Source organism: Mycobacterium sp. AZCC_0083 (genome assembly GCF_014202335.1).
Lineage (GTDB): Bacteria > Actinomycetota > Actinomycetes > Mycobacteriales > Mycobacteriaceae > Mycobacterium.
Genome location: NZ_JACHGP010000017.1, coordinates 1 through 21,648, shown reverse-complemented (window position 1 = coordinate 21,648; position 21,648 = coordinate 1). Strand labels below are relative to the sequence as shown.

19 protein-coding genes and 1 pseudogene are annotated in these 21,648 nt (G+C 64.0%); 8 read left to right on the top strand and 12 right to left on the bottom strand.

Features of this window, described 5'->3' with window-relative positions; genetic code table 11:
* Nucleotides 1-71 precede the first annotated feature (71 nt).
* The gene (locus HNP02_RS32910; protein ID WP_184444973.1) at nt 72-1,184 is read left to right on the top strand and encodes a CaiB/BaiF CoA-transferase family protein; all 1,113 of its coding nucleotides are present in this window, start codon (nt 72-74) and stop codon (nt 1,182-1,184) included.
* 63 nt (nt 1,185-1,247) lie between these two features.
* On the opposite strand, the gene HNP02_RS32905 is transcribed toward HNP02_RS32910, so the two are convergent.
* The 6 genes from HNP02_RS32905 to HNP02_RS32880 form a co-directional block, all read right to left on the bottom strand.
* Nucleotides 1,248-2,393, bottom strand: coding sequence for an acyl-CoA dehydrogenase family protein (locus tag HNP02_RS32905; protein ID WP_184444862.1), 1,146 nt, complete (start codon nt 2,391-2,393; stop codon nt 1,248-1,250).
* 90 nt (nt 2,394-2,483) lie between these two features.
* A complete protein-coding gene (locus HNP02_RS32900) occupies nt 2,484-3,626 on the bottom strand; it encodes an acyl-CoA dehydrogenase family protein (protein WP_184444861.1) in 1,143 nt (380 codons plus the stop codon).
* Between the two features lie 9 nt (nt 3,627-3,635).
* Nucleotides 3,636-4,466: an SDR family NAD(P)-dependent oxidoreductase gene (locus HNP02_RS32895; RefSeq protein ID WP_184444860.1), complete on the bottom strand. Its 831-nt coding sequence runs from the start codon at nt 4,464-4,466 to the stop codon at nt 3,636-3,638.
* A 46-nt stretch (nt 4,467-4,512) separates the two neighbouring features.
* Nucleotides 4,513-4,923, bottom strand: a complete 411-nt coding sequence (locus HNP02_RS32890) for a MaoC/PaaZ C-terminal domain-containing protein (protein WP_184444859.1) — start codon at nt 4,921-4,923, stop codon at nt 4,513-4,515.
* On the bottom strand, nt 4,920-5,378 hold the full coding sequence (locus tag HNP02_RS32885; RefSeq protein ID WP_184444858.1) for a MaoC family dehydratase N-terminal domain-containing protein: 459 nt from the start codon (nt 5,376-5,378) through the stop codon (nt 4,920-4,922). The genes HNP02_RS32890 and HNP02_RS32885 overlap by 4 nt, the downstream gene beginning before the upstream one ends.
* On the bottom strand, nt 5,379-6,566 hold the full coding sequence (locus HNP02_RS32880) for a lipid-transfer protein (protein ID WP_309241774.1): 1,188 nt from the start codon (nt 6,564-6,566) through the stop codon (nt 5,379-5,381). It abuts the gene before it with no gap.
* Between the two features lie 151 nt (nt 6,567-6,717).
* Between HNP02_RS32880 and HNP02_RS32875 the strand changes: the two genes are divergently transcribed.
* Both HNP02_RS32875 and HNP02_RS32870 read left to right on the top strand, forming a co-directional pair.
* On the top strand, nt 6,718-7,590 hold the full coding sequence (locus HNP02_RS32875; RefSeq protein WP_184444856.1) for an aldo/keto reductase: 873 nt from the start codon (nt 6,718-6,720) through the stop codon (nt 7,588-7,590).
* A 477-nt stretch (nt 7,591-8,067) separates the two neighbouring features.
* Entirely contained in the window at nt 8,068-9,252 is a 1,185-nt protein-coding gene (locus HNP02_RS32870) for an MmgE/PrpD family protein (protein ID WP_184444855.1), read from the top strand.
* A 31-nt stretch (nt 9,253-9,283) separates the two neighbouring features.
* Here HNP02_RS32870 and HNP02_RS32865 read toward each other — a convergent pair whose 3' ends face one another.
* Nucleotides 9,284-10,246 carry a CoA ester lyase gene (locus tag HNP02_RS32865; RefSeq protein ID WP_184444854.1) on the bottom strand — a complete coding sequence of 321 codons (963 nt, stop codon included), beginning with the start codon at nt 10,244-10,246 and terminating at the stop codon, nt 9,284-9,286.
* Nucleotides 10,247-10,463: 217 nt separating this feature from the next.
* On the opposite strand from HNP02_RS32865, the pseudogene HNP02_RS44170 reads away from it, so the two are divergent.
* The 5 genes and pseudogenes from HNP02_RS44170 to HNP02_RS32845 form a co-directional block, all read left to right on the top strand.
* A pseudogene (locus HNP02_RS44170) lies at nt 10,464-10,688 on the top strand (helix-turn-helix domain-containing protein); the annotation flags it as partial.
* A gap of 90 nt (nt 10,689-10,778) precedes the next feature.
* Complete coding sequence (locus HNP02_RS43120; RefSeq protein ID WP_255507231.1) at nt 10,779-11,288, top strand: IclR family transcriptional regulator; 510 nt, start codon at nt 10,779-10,781, stop codon at nt 11,286-11,288.
* Nucleotides 11,289-11,821: 533 nt separating this feature from the next.
* Nucleotides 11,822-12,436 (top strand): nitroreductase family protein, encoded by a 615-nt coding sequence (locus HNP02_RS32855; RefSeq protein ID WP_184444852.1) that lies wholly within the window; start codon nt 11,822-11,824, stop codon nt 12,434-12,436.
* 451 nt (nt 12,437-12,887) lie between these two features.
* Nucleotides 12,888-14,102, top strand: a complete 1,215-nt coding sequence (locus HNP02_RS32850) for an acetyl-CoA C-acetyltransferase (RefSeq protein ID WP_184444851.1) — start codon at nt 12,888-12,890, stop codon at nt 14,100-14,102.
* A gap of 63 nt (nt 14,103-14,165) precedes the next feature.
* Complete coding sequence (locus HNP02_RS32845; protein WP_375373740.1) at nt 14,166-16,298, top strand: 3-hydroxyacyl-CoA dehydrogenase NAD-binding domain-containing protein; 2,133 nt, start codon at nt 14,166-14,168, stop codon at nt 16,296-16,298.
* Nucleotides 16,299-16,477: 179 nt separating this feature from the next.
* Here HNP02_RS32845 and HNP02_RS32840 read toward each other — a convergent pair whose 3' ends face one another.
* The 5 genes from HNP02_RS32840 to HNP02_RS32820 all read right to left on the bottom strand — a co-directional run.
* Nucleotides 16,478-17,245: an enoyl-CoA hydratase/isomerase family protein gene (locus tag HNP02_RS32840; RefSeq protein ID WP_184444850.1), complete on the bottom strand. Its 768-nt coding sequence runs from the start codon at nt 17,243-17,245 to the stop codon at nt 16,478-16,480.
* 143 nt (nt 17,246-17,388) lie between these two features.
* On the bottom strand, nt 17,389-18,159 hold the full coding sequence (locus tag HNP02_RS32835) for an enoyl-CoA hydratase/isomerase family protein (protein ID WP_255507230.1): 771 nt from the start codon (nt 18,157-18,159) through the stop codon (nt 17,389-17,391).
* 431 nt (nt 18,160-18,590) lie between these two features.
* Entirely contained in the window at nt 18,591-20,192 is a 1,602-nt protein-coding gene (gene fadD8 / locus HNP02_RS32830; RefSeq protein WP_184444848.1) for a fatty-acid--CoA ligase FadD8, read from the bottom strand.
* 364 nt (nt 20,193-20,556) lie between these two features.
* On the bottom strand, nt 20,557-21,303 hold the full coding sequence (locus tag HNP02_RS32825) for an acetoacetate decarboxylase (RefSeq protein WP_184444847.1): 747 nt from the start codon (nt 21,301-21,303) through the stop codon (nt 20,557-20,559).
* Between the two features lie 150 nt (nt 21,304-21,453).
* Nucleotides 21,454-21,648: fumarylacetoacetate hydrolase family protein (locus tag HNP02_RS32820; RefSeq protein WP_184444846.1), on the bottom strand; the 195-nt coding region annotated here is incomplete at its 5' end.

The window sequence follows — 21,648 nt, the reverse complement described above, 5'->3', positions numbered from 1 at the left end:
CAGGAGATTGCGTGACGCAGTCAAACAGAACGGGACCGCTGGCGGGGGTCAAGGTCCTCGAGATCGGCAGCATGGGACCTGGGCCGTTCGCCGGCATGACACTCGCCGACATGGGCGCCGAGGTCGTCCGGGTCGAACGCCCCGGCGGCCTCGGCGTCTTTCCGGGCAAACCAGGGCAGGACGTGTTCAACCGTGGCAAGCGCGGCGTGATCCTCGACCTGAAGCGACCCGATGCGGTCGAAGCGCTGCTGGCCATGGTCGAGCGAGCAGACGTCCTGATCGAGGGCCACCGTCCGGGCGTGGCCGAGCGGCTCGGCATCGGCCCCGAAGAGTGCCGGGTGCGCAACCCCAAGCTGGTCTACGGCAGGATGACCGGCTGGGGGCAGGAGGGGCCGCTCGCGCAGACGGCGGGTCACGACATCACCTACATCGCGATCACCGGAGCCCTCCACGCGATCGGCCAGGCCGGGGGGCCACCCCAGATCCCGCTCAACATCATTGGCGATTTCGGCGGTGGTGCAATGTATCTCGTCGCCGGCATCCTTGCCGCCCTGCGCGAGGCCGAGCTGACCGGGCGCGGACAGGTGGTCGACGCGGCGATCGTCGACGGTGTCGCCCACCTGCTCGCGGGCACTCACGCACTAATGAACACCGGCACTTGGGTCGATGAACGAGGGGTCAATCTGCTCGACGGTGGCGCCCCGTTCTACTCGGTCTACGAGACGGCCGACGGCCGGCACATGGCCGTTGGTGCGATCGAAGCCAAGTTCTACGCGCAGTTGGTGGCGGGCCTGGGGGTGGCCGTAGATCCGGCAAAGCAACATGACCGCACGACGTGGGAGGCGACCCGCAAGGTCATCGCGGAGGCGTTTGCCGCGCGCACGCTGGCCGAGTGGACGGCGGCGTTCGAAGACACGGACGCATGCGTCGCGCCGGTGCTGACCATGCACGAGGCTGCCGAGCACCCGCACATGAAGGACCGAAACGCAGTTTTCACCCGCGACGGGCTGTTCCAGCCCGGGCCGGCACCTCGGTTCGCTGACCACCCGGTGATGGTGTCGAGCGCGCCGCCGACTCCGGGCCGGCACACCATAGAGGTGCTCTGCGAGTCGGACATAAACCCGGAACCGCTACTCGCTTCGGGTGCGGCAGAACAGGACCCGGCGGAACGCGAGGCTGAATGATCGCCGGCAAAAACGCCGGTCGAGTTCTCGCCGAGCTGACGTTTGGGTTGGCGTTTCACACATCTACAAGCCGTAGGTCTTGCCGATGATGTCGCGTTGGATTTCGCTGGTGCCGCCGAGGATCGTGGAGACCAGGGCACCACGGACGTGCTTTTCCATGTCGAACTCTCGGGCGTAGCCGTAGCCACCCATCATCTGCATGCCTGCCAGTGCGACCTGTTTCGCGGTCTCGGTGGCCTTGAGCTTGGCCATCGAGGCTTCGCGGGCGAGCATCTTGTCAGGATGGGCGTCGGCTTCGCGGGCGACGCTGTAGACCAGCAGCTTGGTGCATTCGATATCGGTGGCGAGGTCGGCGACACGGTGCCGCAGCGCCTGGAATGACCCGATCGGACGGCCGAATTGCTTACGCTGACTGATGAACTGGAGGGTGTCATCGAACGCGCGCTGAGCGGCACCGAGGTTCTGGGCCGCGATGATGAGGCGCTCGAAATTGAGCCCGGTCATGAGCTGGCGCCAGCCGTTGCCGACTTCGCCGATGACCGCTTCGGCGGGTAGCACGACGTCGGTGAAGTAAAGGTCGTTGGTATCCTTCTGACCGCCCATCAGCTCGATCGGGCTGATCTTGAGGCCCTCGGTATCGGCGGGAACGTGGAACATGGTGAGTCCCTTGTGCTTTCCGCCGCCGCGGTCGGTGCGCGCTACGAGCAGGATGTTCTCGGAGATGTGCGCGTTGGAACACCACGTCTTCTGGCCATTGATGAGCCAACCCTCCGAGGTCTTCTCAGCCTTGGTGCTGAGGTTGCCGACGTCGGAGCCCGCCTCGGGCTCGGACATCGAAATCGACTGGGACGCACCGCGTACGATGCCGCGCAGCACATTCTCCTTCTGCGCTTCGGTGCCGAATCTCTGGTAGGGGCCGCCGGTGATGAACGTCGGGCCAATCGCGCTGATCGGCAGCATGCCGCGCGAGGTCTCTTCGAGCAGGATGCACATGTCCACCATGGAGGCGTCCGATCCCCCGTACTCCGCCGAGACCGTCAGGCCGAGCCAACCCAGCTCGGCCATCTTCTCGTAGAGGGCCTGATTGTGCTGGTGCGCATCATGGTTGGTGAGCCGGTCCCGCTTCTCTCGGGTGCCTGCCTCGCGCCTGGCGAAGTCAGCAATGGCCTTGGCGAAGTCCTGCTGTTCCGGGCTGAACTCAACGCCCATGGTGTGCTCCTAGTGGGTGGGTGGGGATGGCAAGATTTCAAGACGCGCAGGTTTCCGGTCCGGATGGTCTGCATTTCGTCCTCTTCCCGGCTACAACGAGCGGGCGATGAGTTCTTTCATGATCTCGTTGGCGCCGCCGTAGATTCGTTGTGCGCGTCCGTCGATGAACATCTGGGCGATCGGATACTCCAGCATGTAGCCGTATCCGCCGAACAGCTGCACACAACGGTCGACGACTTGGCACTGCATGTCGGTAACCCAGTACTTGGCCATGGAGGCGGCGGCCGGGTCCAGCTCGCCGCGCAGGTGGCGCTCGACACAGCTGTCAACGAAGACGCGTGCGATGTGGGCGATGGTGGCACACTCGGCGAGTTCGAATCGGGTGTTCTGCATGTCCAAGAGTGCCTGCCCGAACACCTTGCGCTGCTTTGTGTATGCGATGGTTTCCTCGACGGCTCGCTCCAGCGCGGCTATTCCCAGAACGGCGATGATCAGCCGCTCCCAGGCGAGCTGGGCCATCGAGTAGCTGAAGCCCTTGCCCTCGTCACCGAGCAAGTTCGCGACAGGTACTCGAACGTCGTCGAAGAACAGCTCGGCGGTGTCCGCCGCCTTCATGCCGACCTTCTTCAAGTTCTTGCCGACCTTGAATCCGGTAGCGTCCGCTGTCTCCAAGACCAATAGCGAGATGCCGTGGATCGACGTGGCAGCCGGATCGGTCTTGACCACGAGCACGATGATGTCCGCAGTGGCGCCGTTCGAGATGAACGTCTTCGCGCCGTTGAGTCGGTAATGGTCACCGTCGCGGATCGCGGTGGTGCGAAGTGCTTTGAGGTCCGACCCGCCACCCGGCTCGGTCATGGCGATTGCGCCGATCAGCTCGCCCGTTGCCATCCTGGGAAGCCAGCGCCGCTTCTGCTCCACGGTGCCGTAGGTCGACAGGTAGTGCGCGACGACGCCGCTGTGCGCGTGATTGCCGAAGCCGATCTCGCCGCTGGCCGAAGCCGCCTCAAAGATCGCCAGGTCGTGCGCAAGTGTGCCGCCGCCACCGCCATATTCGACGGGTATCGCCGCGCACAGCAGGCCCAGCTTCGCCGACTTGAGCCAGAACTCCCGGTCGACGTGCTGCTGCTGTTCCCAACGCTCCCGATTCGGAGCCCCTTCGGTGTCGAAGAATTTGCGAGCCATGTCCCTCAGCGCGGCGACCTCGTCGTCGATCCAAAGTGAGCGATACATTGTGGTCTCTCAGAAGTTGAGGCCGCCGCCGCAGATCAGGGTCTGCGCGCTGACGTAGTCGGATTCGGGCGTGCACAGCAGGTAGACGGCGCCGGCTGCTTCGACGGGTGAGCCGCCGCGGCCGAGCGGAATCGACTGTTCCATCGCAGTGAGCACGTCCGGGTTCACGCCGACCTTGATTGCCCTGCCCGCGACGTCGATGGTGGCGCCGGCGCCGGCAGGCGCCTCGGTGAGGCGGGTCTTGATCATGCCGAACGCAACCGAGTTGACGGTGACGTTGTAGCGGCCCCACTCCTTCGCGAGGGTCTTGGTCAGACCAGTGACACCGGCCTTGGCCGCCGAGTAGTTCGCCTGCCCGATGCTGCCACCCGTCCCCGAGAGCGAGGAGATGTTGACGACCTTGCGGCACGGGACCGGCTCGCCGGCCGCCTTTGCCTTCTTGACCGCGGCGGAGATCACGGGCTGGGCGGCGCGCAGGATCTGGAACGGCGCCTTGAGGTGCACGTCGAGGATGGCGTCCCACTGCTCGTCGGTCATCTTCTGGATCACCGAATCCCAGGTGTAGCCAGCGTTGTTGACGATGATGTCCAGTCCGCCGAAGTTGTCGACGGCAGCCTGCACGAAGCGCTCGGCGAATCCCGCATCGGTCACGCTGCCCGAGCATTCGACCGCGTTGCCCCCGGCGGTCTCGATCGCGGCGACGGTCTCCTTGGCCGGTTCGGCGTCCAGGTCGTTGACCACGACCGAGGCGCCCTCGGCAGCGAGTTTCAGCGCGATCTCGCGGCCGATCCCGCGACCCGAGCCGGTGACAATGCCGACCTTGCCATCAAGAGTTCCCATGTTCTGCAATACCTTTCAGTTGCGGCGAGCGAAGCGACGGGGAATATCACAGTGCGACGACGGCGTCGCCGGTCAGGGTGACGGTACCGTCGGCGAGAGTGACGGCGAGCTCCAATGTGGCTCGGCATTCACCGTCCACCTCGTCGATCGAGACGACCTTCCCGGTGGCAGTCGGCTGGCCGAGCACCGGAGTGATGGCCGCGAACCGCACCCGGTAGGACCGGATCCGCTGCTGCGGAACCCAATCGGTAAGCAGTCGGCCGAGGTAGCCCATCGACAGCATGCCGTGCGCGAACACATCGCCCAGGCCCGCGGACTTGGCCACGTCGATGTCGATGTGCATCGGATTGTGGTCGCCGGAAGCACCGGCGAACAATGTCAGCGTCGTGCGCGAGATCGTGCCGATCTTCAATGCCGGAAGTTCGGTGCCGACCTCGATCTGCTGAGTCCACGTCATTGGGCTGCCCCCGGGTTGCGGACGACGATTACGGTCTCCAGGTCGGCGACGGCGGACCCGTCGGCGCGGGTGACGGTGGTGTTCTTGACGATGAACTCCAGCGCTCCGCCCTTCTTGCTATAGACGTCGACGATCCGCGGCGTCGCCGTGAGCGTGTCACCTGCGTGTGCGATGGAGTGATAGGTGAAGGACTGCTCGCCATGTAGTACGAATCGAGGGTCGATGCCCTGGTCGACGACCCATCGGAACTGATCCGGATTCTCGAGCTCGATGGAGAAGAGGAATGTCGGCGGGACGGGCAAATCGGCGTAGCCAGCGGCCTTCGCCACAGCGACATCGGTGTACAGCGGGTTGGTCTCGCCGATTGCCTTTGCGAAGAAGCGAAGGCGGCCGGCGTCGACAGTGAGAGTTGTTGCCGGAAGCTGGGTTCCGATGAATGCGGCGTCTACGGCCACTCAACTCACCTTCTCGTACAGTGTCACGACCGCTGCTCCCCCGACTCCAATGTTGTGCTGCAGCGCGAGTTTGACGTCCTCGACCTGCCGGGCCCCGGCCTGCCCACGCAGCTGCCACACCAGCTCGGCGCACTGCGCAAGGCCAGTTGCCCCGAGCGGGTGACCCTTCGAGAGCAGGCCACCCGACGGGTTGGTGACGACTCGTCCGCCGTAGGTGTTGTCGCCATCGGCGATGAACTTCTCGGCAGTGCCCTCCGGCGTGAGCCCGAGCCCTTCGTAGGTGATCAGTTCGTTGGTGGTGAAGCAGTCGTGCAGCTCGACGACTCGAATGTCCTCTGGGGCGACGCCAGCAGCTTCGTAGACCTGGTCTGCTGCAGCCTTGGCCATGCCGTACCCGACCAAGTTCATCATGTCGGCACTGTCGAATGTCGACGCAGAGTCGGTCGTCATCGCTTGCGCCTTGATGATGACCGAAGCGTCGAGGCCGTATTTGCGAGCGAACCCGGCGCTGCAGATCACTGCTGCCGCCGCACCGCAAGTGGGTGGGCAACACTGCAGGCGGGTGAGCGGGCCGTAGATGTGCGGCGAGGCCATCACCTCTTCGACGGTGACCTGGTCACGGAAGACGGCATATGGGTTATTGGCGGCGTGCCGGCGGGCCTTGACCGAGATCTTGGCGAAGGTCTCCGGGGCAATGCCGTACTTCTCGGAGTACTGCCGTCCCGCGCCACCGAAGTATTGTGCTGCGAACGGGGACTCGTCCCGACCCTGGACCGCGTGCATCACTTCGTCGAACCGGTCGAAAGGTGTTGGGCGGTCCGACCAGTGCGTGCCCAGGGCACCGCGCTGCATCTGCTCGAACCCCAGGGCGAGCACACAATCGACCGCGCCGCTCTCCACGGCCTGCCTGGCGAGGAAAAGCGCGGAAGAACCCGTCGCGCAGGCGTTGTTCACGTTGACGATCGGGATACCGGTCTGGCCAACCCCGTAGAGGGCCGCTTGTCCAGAGGTCGAGTCACCGTAGACGTAACCGACGTATGCGTGCTGGACCTGGTCGTAGTCGATGCCGGCGTCGGCGAGGGCCGCGGTTGCCGCCTTCTCGCCCATCACGTCGTAGGACTCGCTCCGACTCGGGCTCTTGAACGGGACCATTCCCACGCCCACCACCCGTGCGTTGTTCTTCGTCACCCTGTTAGTAATACCGCCAGTGACATGATTATACAAGTGGCTTGCATTGCTTCGGGTGCACGGCGCAGACTCAACCATCTGAGCCGCCATTGCCCGAGCAAGGAGAGATCACCATGCCCGTCCGCTCAATCCCGGCCCCCGGAGCGACTCTATGACCACATCGACCAGTACTCGACCCGCTGACTCCTCGGGCACCTTCGCCCTCGGCGGCGATCTGCCTGTCAACCGTCTCGGTTACGGCGCAATGCAACTCACCGGCCCAGGCGTCTGGGGCGACCCGAAGGATCCCGACGAAGCAGTGCGGGTGCTGCGTCGCGCGGTGGACCTGGGCGTCAACTTCATCGACACTGCGGACTCCTACGGTCCGTTCGTCAGCGAGAGCCTCATCCGCCTTGCCCTGCATCCTTACGCCGACGACGTGGTCATCGCCACCAAGGGTGGTCTCACCCGGTCCGGCCCTCACGACTGGCGCCCGGTTGGCAGGCCCGAATACCTGCGTCAGCAGCTGCATTTGAGCCTGCGCCACCTCGGGCTCGAGCAGATCGACCTCTACCAGTTGCACCGCATCGACGCGGCCGTGCCGCTGGCTGATCAGCTCGGCGCGCTCGTGGAACTGCAGCAGGAAGGCAAGATTCGCCACATAGGCGTCTCCGAGGTGAGCGTCGAACAGCTGAAGCAGGCCCGCGAGATAGCCGATATCGTCTCGGTGCAGAACCTCTACAACCTCGCCCACCGCAAGGCCGGGGACGTCCTGGACTACGCCGAGGCCAACGACATCGCCTTCATCCCGTGGTTCCCCATCGCGACCGGCGAACTCGCCCGCCCCGGCGAACCGCTGGACACCTTCGCCAAGAAGCACGGCGCCAGCCCCTCCCAGTTGGCCCTGGCCTGGCTGCTGCGACGCTCGCCGGTGATCCTCCCGATTCCCGGCACCTCGAGCGTCGAGCACGTCGAGGAGAACACCGCAGCAGCGACCGTCACCCTGACCGACGACGAGTTCACGGCGCTCTCGGACGCTGTGTAATCCACCCATCACCGAGACTGCCGACATCGCCAAACACCTGCGATATGACAGCCGCTTGCTATTTCTAGTGACTGTCGCATAGGATTTCGACCGCGGAAAGTAGTGCCGCGTGAAGCCCAACGGAAGGGCTGACATGTCAACCGATAACAGCTACCGCGCCATCCACGCCGCGACCGTGAGCCTCTTCGAGTCCGACGGGCGGATCGGCACCCCTTTCGCGGAGGCTGGCGAGTGGCGCCCGCCTCGTCCATCGACTTCAGCCACAAGTCGATGTGGGGATTGCTCACGCCCCGAGCAACTTTCACAGGCATTACTGCACGCCTCGCGCGGCCTGACCACAGTCACCTCTTCATTGCACTTGACGCGGCAATGAGTCGTACGAAGACGTGAGAGACGACCCCAAAGCGGGCATCGCACACCATGGTCGGATGTTGCGCATTGCCACGCTCGCGCGGCGCAACACGTGGACGTGAGCCGATGATCGCGGATATCGCCGAGTGGGCCGTCCAACTACGCCCAGACGACAACGACCTCGAGCTGGCCCGGAGGGCGCTGGTCGACACCGTCGCGGTGGCGTTGGCGGCGTCCGACGAACCCGTCGTACAGATGACCGCAGGTCTCCCGGAACCTCTGCGTTGGGCGGCAATTGGGCACGCATTGGATTTCGATGATGTGCACCTGCCGTCGAGTTCCCATGTGAGCGTCGTGTGCGTCAACGCGACGCTGTCGGTCGGAGGTGGTGCGCGCGAATACCTCGCGGCGGCGGGCGTCATGGCGAGGATCGGAACGGCGCTGGGGTGGTCCCACTATTCCCAGGGTTGGCATACCACCTGTACCGCGGGCGCACCGGCGGCTGCCGTAGCAGCCGGTCTTACCCTTGGGCTGGACGTTTCCGGATTGGCTCGGGCGATGGCACTGGCGATACCCAGTGCGGGAGGCCTTCAACGAGCCTTCGGCACAGCCGGCAAAGCCCTGCAGGTGGGATTCGCCACCGACGCTGGAGTCCGAGCTGCACGACTGGCAGCGGCCGGCGCGACCGCCGCTCCCGCGGTCCTCGATGATTGGTTTCGATTGATGGGGGGAACGGTGGAACCGGATCTGTCCGGGCCAGCCGTTCCGGGAGGTCTGGCAATCAAGTTGCATCCTTGCTGTTACGCCATGCAACGTCCGATCAGCGCGGTACGCGGATTGCCATGCGCCGGCAAGGATCTGAGTCTCATCGAGGGAATTCAGGTGCGAACCCCGCAGGCTGGTGTGCAGCCGCTCATCCACCACAACCCAAACACCGGGCTGGAAGCCAAGTTCAGTATGGAATACGCGGTGGCGACCGCGCTGGTCGACGAGTTTCCCGGAATGGCGGAGTTCACCGACGCCTCGGTAAACCGATCCTCGATTCGCGCCTTGATGGAGCGCGTTGAGATTGTCGCTACACCTGGACCTGCTGAGGGCGTGATGCATGGCGAAACGCGAATCGCTGTCGAATGGTCGGACGGAACGGTTACCGAGTCCGCCCTCGACCTCCCGTACGGGCACCCTGAACTACCCGCCAGCGCCGACGACCTCTCCGCGAAGGTGACGCGCTGCGTCGGTCACGCGCGGGCCGGCGAGATCATGAACCTGGGTTGGCGTGACGCCGCAGATGTGCTGCGCCGGAGCTTCTGACAAGCTCAGTGATCGTCATGCCGGCGTTCATCTAGAGAGCGGGGGCTGGCGGTGTGAAGACACTGGTTCGCTTCATCGCCAGTCGTCGTCCACGCGTAGCCATCGACAGTGCGATCTTCGCGCTCGCCTCGTCGATCATCTCGTCACCGAGCATGACGGCTCCCACAGATCCGCCGGCAGCGGAGGTGTAGTAGGCGTACGCGTCGAGAATCAGCTCTGCCTTGTCGTAGGACTCTTGTGGTGGCGAGAACACTGCATTGGCCACATCGAGCTGGCCAGGATGTAGAACCCACTTTCCGTCGAATCCGTAGGCGGCGGCGCGTTCGCAGTAGCTGCGGTATCCGTCAACGTCGTGGATCTTTGCGAATGGACCGTCGATGGCTTGAACCCCGTGCTTGCGTGCGGCAACGGCGATATCCATCAGGACGTGATCGAACGGATTGGGGCCGTGGTCGAGATCCCCTCCCCCGATCGTGAGTTGTGGCATGTTCATTGCCGCACTGAAATCTCCCGGGCCGAAGATGATCGCCTCGAGGCGGGGCGTGGCCGCCGCGATCGCGTCGATGTCGCTCAGCCCACCAGGCCCTTCGATCTGCGCCTCGATGCCGATACCACCACGAGGAAGGCCCAATGACATCTCGAGTTGATTGAGCAGTACGTCCAGCCAAAGGATGTGTGCGATCTTCTCGACCTTGGGCAACATGATGCAGTCGAGATGCTCGCCTGCGTTGGTCACGACACTGATCACGTCGTCGTAGGCCCACTTCGTATCGGCATCGTTGACGCGCACGACCCGTGCCTTACCCGTCCAAGCTCCATCACGGAGAGCGGCGATGACATTTGCGCGCGCACCGGGTTTCGCGGCAGGAGCGACGGAGTCTTCGAGATCGAGGAAGACTTGATCTGCTTGCAGGGCCTGTGCCTTCTTGATCATCTTCTCGCTACTGCCGGGAACTGCGAGGCAGGAGCGCCGGGGACGATAGGGACGTGGCATGGAATCCTCTTTCGAATGTGCTGAAGAACCGAAACAGTAGCGGGCCGCAGTACGACGGCTCATGCCATATATCGGCATCGAGGCCCGTGGTGTGGAACACCTGAGGTTGCCATCGGCTGCGGGCGGTGTCAACGGTCAAGCTCCGTACCTTTGGCCTCGCCGTCTGGCTGGTCCCGACAGGCGAAGACCCCACTGATTACTGGATTGGCGTGCCGTTATGTGGTACGAAATAGCCATGACGGAGGAGTGGCACGCCGACGAGGGAACGGCGGCGGACAGCGGAGGTATGAGAAGTCTCATCCGTGGACTTCAAATGCTGGAGGTTGTCTCACAACACCAGCCCATTGGCGTGGGCGAGCTTGCCCGGATGCTCAAGCTGCCGAAGTCGACCGTCCAGAGGACTCTGGTTTCGTTGGCTCAAGCCGGATGGTTGGAACATGGGGGCTCCGAACGAACCCGTTGGGAATTGACGCAACATGTGTGGACGATCGGTCAGCGCGCTGGGAAGAGCACCCTCCTGCGAGACGTCGCGATGCCTCTGATGCGAGAGCTCGGTGCAACGACCGCTGAAGCCATCCACTTGGCGGTGCCCGGCGGCACACAGGGCGTGGTCACCCTGGATCGGGTGGATTCGACCCAGCCTGTTCGCGTCTACAACCCCCTTGGTGCGACGTTCCCGTTTCACTCGTGTGCCTCCGGGAAGGCAATCTTGGCATTTTGGCCGCAACAACGTGTCGACGACGTGCTGTCACGCCCGCTGCTCAAGATGACAGACCGCACCACTGTCGATCCCGAAGCGTTGCGGCTCGAGCTGGACGAGGTACGTGATCGCGGGTATGCGCTCAATACCGCAGAGAACCGACCCGGAGTATGCGCGATCGGATGTCCAATCCGGGGACGAGACGGCTATGCGGTTGCGTCCATCAGCATTTCAATGCCGCAGGACCGCTACGACTGGCGACACGTTCCGAAGTGGGGTGAGCAGCTGATCGCGGCCGCCACCAAGATCGAAAACGCGTGGAGCGAATCAAACGCGGACTGACACACGATCTGTTGGTCAGGGGACTGGATCGCGGTCTTCTGGTTGTGTGGCTGCTCTTCAGGATCCGCGGCGAGTGCAGCAGTCAATTGCGGTGAACTGGTCGGACTTTCCGCGCGGACCGGATCCTGTCGACGTCGTCAGAGCGCTAGAGGTACATCCCGATCGAGTCGGGACCGCAAGCGTAATGAACCGTAGTAGGTGGTCTCATTCTTCGGCTAGTCGCTCGATGAACCGGATCGAAGTGTTCTGCGAGCCTCTAACTGTATGGTGAACAACACCTTTCAGTTCGATAGGGCCTTCATGCCGGCGGGTCCAGATGGCCGTGGAGTCTCCAGACATCCCGGGGCGTTTAGTAATTCGGTCCGACTGCATGTCGCCTGCATCGAGGGCATGGCCGCAAGGTTCAGCCAGCGCCGTCCTCAAGCGGTCCGATCGTGGGAATTATTTCACGCAAGTCACTTGTTAATTCTAGTGACTCTCACATAGCATAGGATCATGGACAGTTCGACGCGCCAAACGAGGAGCATGCACGCATGACGCTTGACCTAACGCCGGATCAGCTGTTGTCGACCACCCGCACAGTGCGCAAGCGGCTCGATTTGTCGCGCCCTGTCGAGCGGGATCTGTTGGAGGAGTGCTTCGACCTCGCCCTCCAAGCCCCAACCGGCGGCAACCAGCAGGGCTGGCACTTTGTCGTCGTCACCGACGCCGACCAGAAGAAGGCTCTTGCCGAGCTGTACCGCAAATCCAAAGACGAGACCGAGCCGGCGGAGGCCCCTCCCGGACAGGAAGCCGTGATGAAGTCCGCCACCTACCTGGCTGAGCACCTCCACGAAGTGCCGGTCCTGGTCATCCCATGCATCGAAGGCCGGTATGAAAATGCTCCTCACCTTTGGCAAGCCATAGCGTGGGGATCGATCCTGCCCGCGACCTGGAGTTTCATGCTCGCCGCCCGGGCCAGGGGCTTGGGGACGGCATGGACGTCACTGCACCTGGCTCACGAACGCGACGCTGCGGCAGTGCTCGGGCTCTCGTACGAGCAGGTGACGCAGGCGGCGCTCATACCGGTTGCTCACACGATCGGTACCGACTTCAAGCCCGGACCCAGGAGTCCCCAAGCCGAGCACATTCACTGGGATCGTTGGTAGCCAGCCCGTGTATCCGTAGGCGTCGTCATGGCAAGATTCGCCCTTGATCCGGCGCGGGCCGACATTTGCCGATCTCGCAGCGACCGCGCACTGATCCGCGAGGTTGCCGCCGGGTAGCCATGGGCTCTGAATGGGTTGCGCCACAACAGAGTTAGTAGGCGATGTGAATCGCCCCGGTGAGTCCGGCGGCGTTCTGATGTGAGATTCAGCCCGCACCTGACAGTCAGATATTCATTACGCAAGTCACTTGCTGTTTCTAGCGACTCTCGTCTAACATCGGATCGACGGGAGGTGCGGATTGATGGTCGGCGCCCGCCTCACATGAAATGAATCCTCCTGCTCCGGCCCGATTTCCCGCGCCTGAACGGCGTCTTACTCGGGAGTGCTGTTGAACAGGTTCGAACGACCGCGCGTCTGCGTTTGCCGGCACGCGAACAGGAAGGAAGTCACAGTGACGACAGAGGCGTTCATCTACGAGGCCATTCGAACCCCGCGCGGACGCGGCAAGAAGACCGGATCACTGCATTCCATCAAGCCGGTCGACCTCTTGGTCGGCTTGATCCAGGAGTTGCGCACCAGGTTCCCCGACCTGGAGGAAGATCGCATCTCCGACGTGGTCCTCGGCGTAGTCACCCCGGTCGGTGACCAGGGCATGGACATCGCACGCACCGCAGTCATCGCGGCGCGCCTGCCGGACACCGTCGGGGGCGTTCAGCTCAACCGCTTCTGCGCATCCGGCCTCGAGGCCGTGAACGTCGCCGCGCAGAAAGTCCGGTCGGGCTTCGAGGATCTCGTGATCGCGGGTGGTGTCGAGTCGATGTCTCGCGTCCCGATGGGCTCCGACGGTGGCGCCGTGACCATGGATCCGGCCACCAGCTACGACACCTATTTCGTTCCGCAGGGCATCGGCGCAGATCTGATCGCGACGATCGAGGGCTTCAGCCGCGACGACGTCGACGCGTATGCCATCCGTTCCCAGGAGCTCGCCGCAGCCGCATGGTCAGGCGGCCATTTCGCCAAGTCCGTCGTGCCGGTGAAGGACATGAACGGTCTCGTCGTTCTCGACAACGACGAGCACATGCGTCCCGGCACCACGCCAGCCGACCTGGCCAAGCTCAACCCGTCGTTCTCGATCATGGGTGAAATGGCCGGCTTCGACGCGGTCGCGCTGCAGAAGTATCACTTCGTGGAGAAGATCAACCACGTCCACCACGGCGGCAACAGCTCGGGCATCGTCGATGGCGCCGCACTCGTGCTGATCGGCTCGGAGGATGCCGGAAAGGCCTCCGGGCTGACCCCGCGCGCCCGGATCGTCGCAACCGCCACCACCGGCGCGGACCCGACGATCATGCTGACCGGACCGACACCGTCCGCCCTGAAGGCGCTCGAGGTCGCAGGCCTGAATGTCGACGACATCGACCTGTTCGAACTAAACGAAGCCTTCGCCTCCGTCGTCCTGAAGTTCCAGAAGGACCTCAATATCCCGGACGAGAAGCTCAACGTCAACGGTGGCGCGATCGCGATGGGCCACCCGCTGGGCGCCACCGGCGCGATGATCACCGGCACCATGGTCGACGAGCTCGAGCGCCGAAACGGCCGCTACGCCCTGATCAACCTGTGTGTCGGCGGCGGCATGGGCGTTGCCACCATCATCGAGCGCGTCTAATTCCAACCGGCAGCTGAGAATTCAAGGAGACACAGAGCTGTGACAACGATTGAAACGAATAGCATCATCGGTTGGGAGCAGGACGCAGACGGCATCGTCACCCTGACCATCGACGACCCGAACCAGGGCGCCAACACGATGAACGAGGCATACAAGACGTCGATGAGCGCGACCGTCGGGCGGCTCCATGCCGAACAGGACAGCGTCATCGGTGTGGTCATCACCTCGGCGAAGAAGACCTTCTTCGCAGGAGGCGACCTCAAGGACATGAGGAAGGTCGCCCCGGAAGATGCCCAGACGATCATGAACGACCTGGGTCAGATCAAGGGCGATCTACGTCGTTTGGAGACGCTGGGCAAGCCGGTCGTCGCCGCGATCAACGGTGCCGCGCTCGGTGGGGGCCTGGAGATCGCGCTCGCAAGCCACTACCGCATCGCCGCGGACGTGCCGGGTGTGCAGCTGGGCCTGCCCGAGGTCAGTCTGGGCCTGCTGCCCGCTGGCGGCGGTATCGTCCGCACCGTGCGTTTGCTCGGTCTGCAGGGTGCACTGATGGGTGTGCTGCTGCAAGGTCAGCGCCACGACCCGGGCAAGGCCAAGGAGATCGGCCTGATCAACGAGGTCGTCGGCTCGATCGACGAGCTGGTGCCCGCAGCCAAGGCGTGGATCAAGGCCAACCCCGAGGGTGGCGTGCAGCCGTGGGACAAGAAGGGCTACCAGATCCCCGGTGGCACGCCGTCGACCCCGGCGTTCGCGGCGAGCCTGCCCGCGTTCCCTGCCAACCTGCGTAAGCAGCTCAAGGGCACCAACATGCCTGCCCCGCGGGCGATCCTGGCCGCCGCGGTTGAGGGCTCGCAGGTCGATATCGACAACGCGTCGCTGATCGAATCGCGCTACTTCGTCAGCCTGCTGACCGGCCCGGTCGCGAAGAACATGATCCAGGCGTTCTTCTTCGACCTGCAGTCGATCAACAACGGTGGTTCCCGTCCCAAGGTTGTCCCGAAGCGCGACATCCGCAAGATCGGCGTGCTGGGGGCGGGCATGATGGGCGCGGGTATCGCCTACGTCTCCGCCAAGGCCGGTTACCAGGTCGTGCTGAAGGACGTCACGATCGAGGCGGCCGAGCGCGGCAAGAACTACTCGGAGAAGATCCAGGCCAAGGCGCTCTCGCGGGGCAAGACCACCCCAGAAAAGTCCAGCGAACTCCTCGATCGCATCACCCCGTCCGCCGACGTAGCCGACTTCGCAGGCGTCGACTTCGTCATCGAGGCCGTCTTCGAGAACACCGAGCTCAAGCACGAGGTGTTCCAGGCGATCGAGGACATCGTCGACGCTGACGCACTGCTCGGCTCGAACACCTCCACCCTGCCGATCACCGGTCTGGCGGCCGGCGTGAAGCGCGAAGAGGACTTCATCGGAATCCACTTCTTCTCCCCGGTCGACAAGATGCCACTGGTGGAAATCATCAAGGGCGAGAAGACCTCTGACGAGGCTCTGGCCCGGGTGTTCGACTACACCCTGGCGATCGGGAAGACCCCGATCGTCGTCAATGACAGCCGCGGCTTCTTCACCAGCCGCGTCATCGGCACCTTCGTCAACGAGGCCATCGCCATGCTGGCAGAGGGCATCGAACCGGCCACCATCGAACAGGCCGGTCAGCAGGCCGGTTACCCGGCCCCGCCGCTACAGCTCACCGATGAGCTGAACCTCAAGCTCATGCAGAAGGTTCGGGCGGAAACAGAGAAGGCGGAGACCGGCGCCGGCAAGCTCGCAACCGAGCACGCGGCCTACCCCGTGATCGACACGCTCGTCGAGGCTGGTCGCCCTGGTCGCCTGGAGAAGGCCGGCTTCTACGACTACGACGAAGACGGCAAGCGCATCGCCCTCTGGGAGGGCCTGCGGGACACCTTCAAGACCAGCACCGAACTCCCGGTTCCGTTCCAGGATCTGATCGACCGGATGCTGTTCATCGAGGCCATCGAAACGCAGAGGTGCTTCGACGAGGGCGTACTCACCGCACCGGCTGACGCGAACATCGGCTCGATCTTCGGCATCGGCTACCCGACCTGGACCGGCGGCGTGCACCAGTTCATCGTCGGCTATCCGAACGGCGGCCAGTCGGCATTCGTCGCCCGCGCCGAAGAGCTCGCCGCCAAATACGGCCAGCGGTTCACACCGCCCGCCTCGCTCAAGTCCTAACTGGTCACCCTTGTACGAGAAAGTTCTCAACGAGCAACTCAGATTCGACCCGCGGGTCTCTCACCAACTGCAGCCCGATCCCGATCAGCTGTCGCCGTTGGTAAAGTCCAGACGCTGTCTTTCCTCGAGAGTGTCAGAAGAGCAGGGCGTCTGCCGCGGCGCCCTCGACACGTGCCGGGTCAACGGCCAACGAAGGCCGGCACCTGACGTTCCCGAGCACTCTGAATCCCGATCGCAAAATCCTCGGTCCCCCAGAGCCGGACTTGCTCGTCAAGTTCATGCTCCAGGGCCTTCTCGAGCTGTGCGATTAGATCCTGGCGCAATGTGCATCGCATCGATTTCACAGCCAGCGGCGCGACGGCAGCAATCTCCTGCGCAAGAACGATCGCCTGATCCCGCAGGTCAACTTGGGCGACGATGCGATCAGCCAGGCCTATTCGATGCGCTTGCTCGCCCCTGACCTCAGCACCGCTGTACAGCATTAAGGCGGCGTGTTGATTCCCGACGATCCGCGGAAGGGTGACACTCAGCGCGAATCCGTGATGAAAGCCGAGCCGTGAGAAGTTGGCTTCGAACCGCGTCTCGGGACTGACGACCCGGAAGTCAGCAGCGCATGCGAGTCCGAGACCGCCTCCGAGTGCGACACCCTGGACAGCAGCAATCACGGGCAGCTCGAGCGCGAAGATCCGCATCGCCTGCTGATAGACAGCCGCTGCGGCATCGCGGCGATCGACTTGGCCGGGCCCGTCGCTGAGGTTCAGTCCAGCACAGAAGTGGCGACCCTCCGAACACAGCACGATCGCGCGGGCCCCATCGGATTGAGCCTCCTCACCTGCGTCGGCGATCACGGCGAGCAGGTCACGATCGAAGAAGTTCATGGGCGGACGATGCATCTCCACGACCGCAACGCGATCGTCGATCGACAGTGTTACTTCATTGGTACTCATACGATTAGGCCCCTTCGCCGCTGGGTGATCTGAGTCGAAAAATGAGCTTGTAGCACGGCTCCGCCGATTCGTTCGGCCAGTTCGCGCACGCGCTCGTCAAGGTTGCCGGTTCGGCGAGGCCTGGCGGCTCCTCGTCATGTGAGTCAACGCCCTTCGAACACGGGTCGGCGTTTCTCCAGGAACGCGCCCAGCGCCTCCGCTGTGTCGCGAGTTCCCATCAGCGTTCGCTGATCGAGGCCTTCTTGCGCGAGCGCATCGCGATGAGACAGCTGGCCTCGAGCAAAGACACGCTTCAAGGTTCCGACGGCGAGCGGAGCGCGCGAGGACCAGAGTTTGGCCACTTCGAGTGCGCGGCGCTCCGCCTCCCCGTCTCCGACGATCTCGTCGACGAGCCCCCAAGCATGGGCGGTCGTCGCATCCAGACTCTCACCGCTCAGGACCATCCTGCGAGCCCGAGCAACGCCGATACGCTGCGGCAGAGACCAGGACAGCCCTGCGTCAGCCGTCAATCCCAGTTTGACGAACGGAGTCGCCAGCATGGTGCTTTCGCCGCATACCACGTAGTCGCTCGCAGCGACCAGACCAAGGCCCGCACCGTGGGCACCGCCCTCCACGGCCGCGACAACCGGACGGCTCCCGGTCACGATCGTGTCGATGATGGCCGTAAAGTGCTCGAACCGCTTGCGCTCGGCCTCGGCCTCTCGTGTGTCGCTGAAGTCGCCCCCGGTACTGAAGTAGCCTTCGGCACCCGTCAGGACGATCGCGCGGACATCCGGCTCCGCCCGGTTGAGTTGGTCGCGGAGCGCCGCGCGCATCGACAGACTGATCGCGTTGCGTTTCTGTGGGTTGTTCAGCGTCAAGACCAGGACCGCGTCTTCGCGACGTGACAACACAGGTTCGTTTTGACTAGACATCTTGTCGACTCCTTCCGTATCGCACGGTCCGGATCCGAGCGACCGCCGGACAGGCCCTGAGCGAGATCTGCCGGATGAGGAAAAGCGCGGAGGAACCCGCCGCGGAGGCGTTGTTCACGTTGACGACCGGGAGGGCCACCACTGCTGCCTCCTCGCACATCACGTCGTAGGACTCGCTCCGCCTCTGGCTCGTGAACGGGACCATTCCCACGCCCACTGCTCGTGCGTTGTTCTTCGTCACCCTGCAAGTAATACCGCGAGCAACATGATTATGCAAGTCGCTTGCGTGAGTGTCTACGCGGCGGAGAATTGAGCGATCCAGACGGACCGGGTGGTCCTCATCCTGCAGCGCCTTCGATCCGACCTGGGAGGCCATCCGCATCCCGGGCAGTGCGGCGAGTTCGGCCACTATCGGTTCCAGGCAGCGAGATTCAGCCGACCGCCCTGTCCGCGTCTTCCCAGAACTTGGCGCGCAGCGCCTTCTTGTCGGGCTTGCCCAGCGCCGTCATCGGCAGCGAGTCCACCACGACGACCTGCTTGGGCGACTGCACCGAACCCTTGCGTTCCTTGACCGTGGCCTGGATCTCCGACGTCATGGTCGCGATCCCCGTATCGTCGTGCGGCGCGTCCGGCCGAAGCACGACGACTGCCGTCACCGCCTCGCCCCACTTCTCGTCCGGTGTCCCGATCACGCTGACCTGCGCGATCGCTGGGTGCTCAGCGACCACGTCTTCAACCTCGCGCGGGAACACGTTGAAGCCGCCGGTGACGATCATGTCCTTGGTCCGGTCGACGATGAACCAGAAGCCATCCTCGTCCTCGCGGGCCAGGTCACCGGTGTGCAGCCAGCCGTCCCTGAATGTCTCGGCGGTGGTCTCGGGGCGGTTCCAGTAGCCGGCGGTCACCAGAGGTCCGCTGACACAGACCTCGCCGGGCTCGCCCTGGGGCACCGGCTTGCCGTCCTCGCCGAGCAGTGCGGTGCGCGCGAACAGCGTCGGCCGCCCGCACGACGTCAGCCGCTTCTCGTCGTGGTCGGCCTTGGCCAGGTAGGTGATGGACATCGGCACCTCGGCCTGGCCGTAGAACTGGGCGAAGATCGGGCCGAACCGCTCGATCGCCTCGGCCAGCCGCACCGGGTTCATCGCCGAGGCGCCGTAGTAGACGGTCTCCAGCGAGGACAGGTCCCGAGTCCGGGAGTCGGGGTGGTCCAACAGCGCGTAGATCATCGACGGCACCAGCATCGTCGCGGTGATGCGCTGTTCCTCAATGGTCTTCAGCACCTCAGCCGGGTCGAACTTGCCCATCACGATCATCTCGCCGCCCTTGACGACGACGGGTGTGAAGAACGTCCCGCCGGCATGCGACAGCGGCGCGCACATCAGGAACCGCGGGTTCGTCGGCCACTCCCACTCTGAAAGCTGGATGGCGGTCAGGGTCATGATTGCCGCCGCCGTGCCCATGACACCCTTTGGCTTGCCAGTGGTTCCGCCGGTGTACGCGAGGCCGATGATGTGATCGGGTGGCAGGTCGGCGGCGACGAGTGTGCGCGGGCTGAAGCCGGCGGCTGTTGCGGCGATGTCGGTGCCGACGTCGGCGAGTTCGGCTGGCACTGGCCCGATGGTCAGGATCTGCTTGAGCGAGTCGACCTTGTCAAGGAGGCGCCGTGCGCGCTCGACGAACATCGGGTTCGGGTCGATGACCAGCGACGTGACCCCGGCGTCGGCCAGCACGTAGGCGTGGTCATCAAGCGAACCCAACGGGTGTAGCGGTGTCCGCCGGAAACCCTGGGTCTGGCTGGCCCCGGCCATCATCAGCACCTCGGGACGGTTGAGCGAGAGCACCGCGGCCGTAGCGCCCGTACCGGCACCGAGCGCCTCAAACGCCCGGACGTACTGGCTGATTCGGTCGGCGAGCTGGCCGCCCGTGAGGGTGGTGTCTCCGAGGGACAGCACCGGCTTGCCCTTGTGCCGCTTCAAAGCGGCAGCCAGCAGGTGACCAGTGTGGTTGGGGTTGTGCAGCAGGTCGTCACTCATAATAACACTAGTAAATAGCAGTTGCGAGTCAATCGCAAGCAATTCGCAATAGCCTCATTACCCAACCTGCCGGCTCCCGTCATCATCAACACTAACGGGCCGCGCGGAATCAAAGTCACTGCAGGCAGCCACATCCCGCGCTTCACCACCACCGCTCACAACGTGCCGCCGCCCACGCGCCCACGATGGGCGAGCGTCATCAGGCCAGACGGCTACGCGCAAAGCGCCAGACACCTGGTGGATATCAGCGACTATCCATCACGTGTCGCGACATTCACAGACATCTTCCTTCGCCGTCGGCCGGGTATGCATCGGCGCTCTCTAGTCGCTAGCGCCCGTCCAGGGCGGCTCCCCTTGGCCAGCGTCATGCTGTGCTCTCGGTCAGGTAGTCGAAGACCGGCTTGACCCCGGCCAGAGTCAGGTCGGTGAGGATGTGGCTGGCGGAGACGACCTCAAGCACGGGCAGATCGGCCAGCGGAGCAAGAACGTGCTGGAACAACTGCAGTCGCGCGGGTCCGGTGTAGGCCTCCTTGACCACAATGTCGGTGATCTCGGTGCGAACCAGTTCCTGGACGCGGGGCATGCCGTCGTAGCCCGGGATGATCTTGAGCATGAAGGTCGGCACGGTGATCTGCGCTTCGGCCGCACGCTTGTCGAGCATGTGGTGCTTGTAGCCCATGGTCGCGGCCGCGGCCCGCAGCGTGCCGTAGTCGAGCGTGCCGACCAGCACCCCGTTGTCGACGTATAACCTTGGCGCGCCGGCGATCTTCGGGTAAGCGCTGACCTCCCGTCCGGACGCAGTGGCCCGGAAGTTGTCGAGGTACATGGCGTGCAGGTATTCGCCCTGCTCGCCGTCGAAGCTCACCGGGATCGCCTGGCCACACTCGGTGTAGGGGCCGGAGCCTGTGACGTCGCCCATCTTCATGACCTCGAACCGCACCAGCGGCTCGTCGATCTGAAGGGGTTCGGGGACAACGGCTCGCAGGGCGTCGGCGTCGGTGCGGTAGACGATGTTGAGGTACTCGCGGTCGGTGAATCGGCTGAGAATCGGCGTGTACGCGGGGCTGGTCAGCGGGGTGGTCAAGTGCCGCCGAACGTCTTCTATCTTCATGTCACTTTCCTTTCCACTGCGAGATCGTTTCTTCCCTTTCCGCCTTGCATCATTTCTCTGACAACGACACTGATGGCGAATGGCCCTGGGGCTGGGAATCGTGTCACCGCCATGTCGCCGGTGGGCGTACAGCTGACCGCGATTTACCGGCTAGTCGTGGCCGAATGCGTTGTGCAGCGGCGGGAGGTCGCCGAGGGTGATCTCGATGACGTCGCCGGGAACGAGGTAGCGTCCGCTGACGAACCCGACGCCCGCGGGCGTACCGGTGGAGATGACATCGCCGGGCCGAAGTTCGATGCTGGCGGTGATTGTTTCGATCAACGTCGGCACGTCGAATATGAGGTC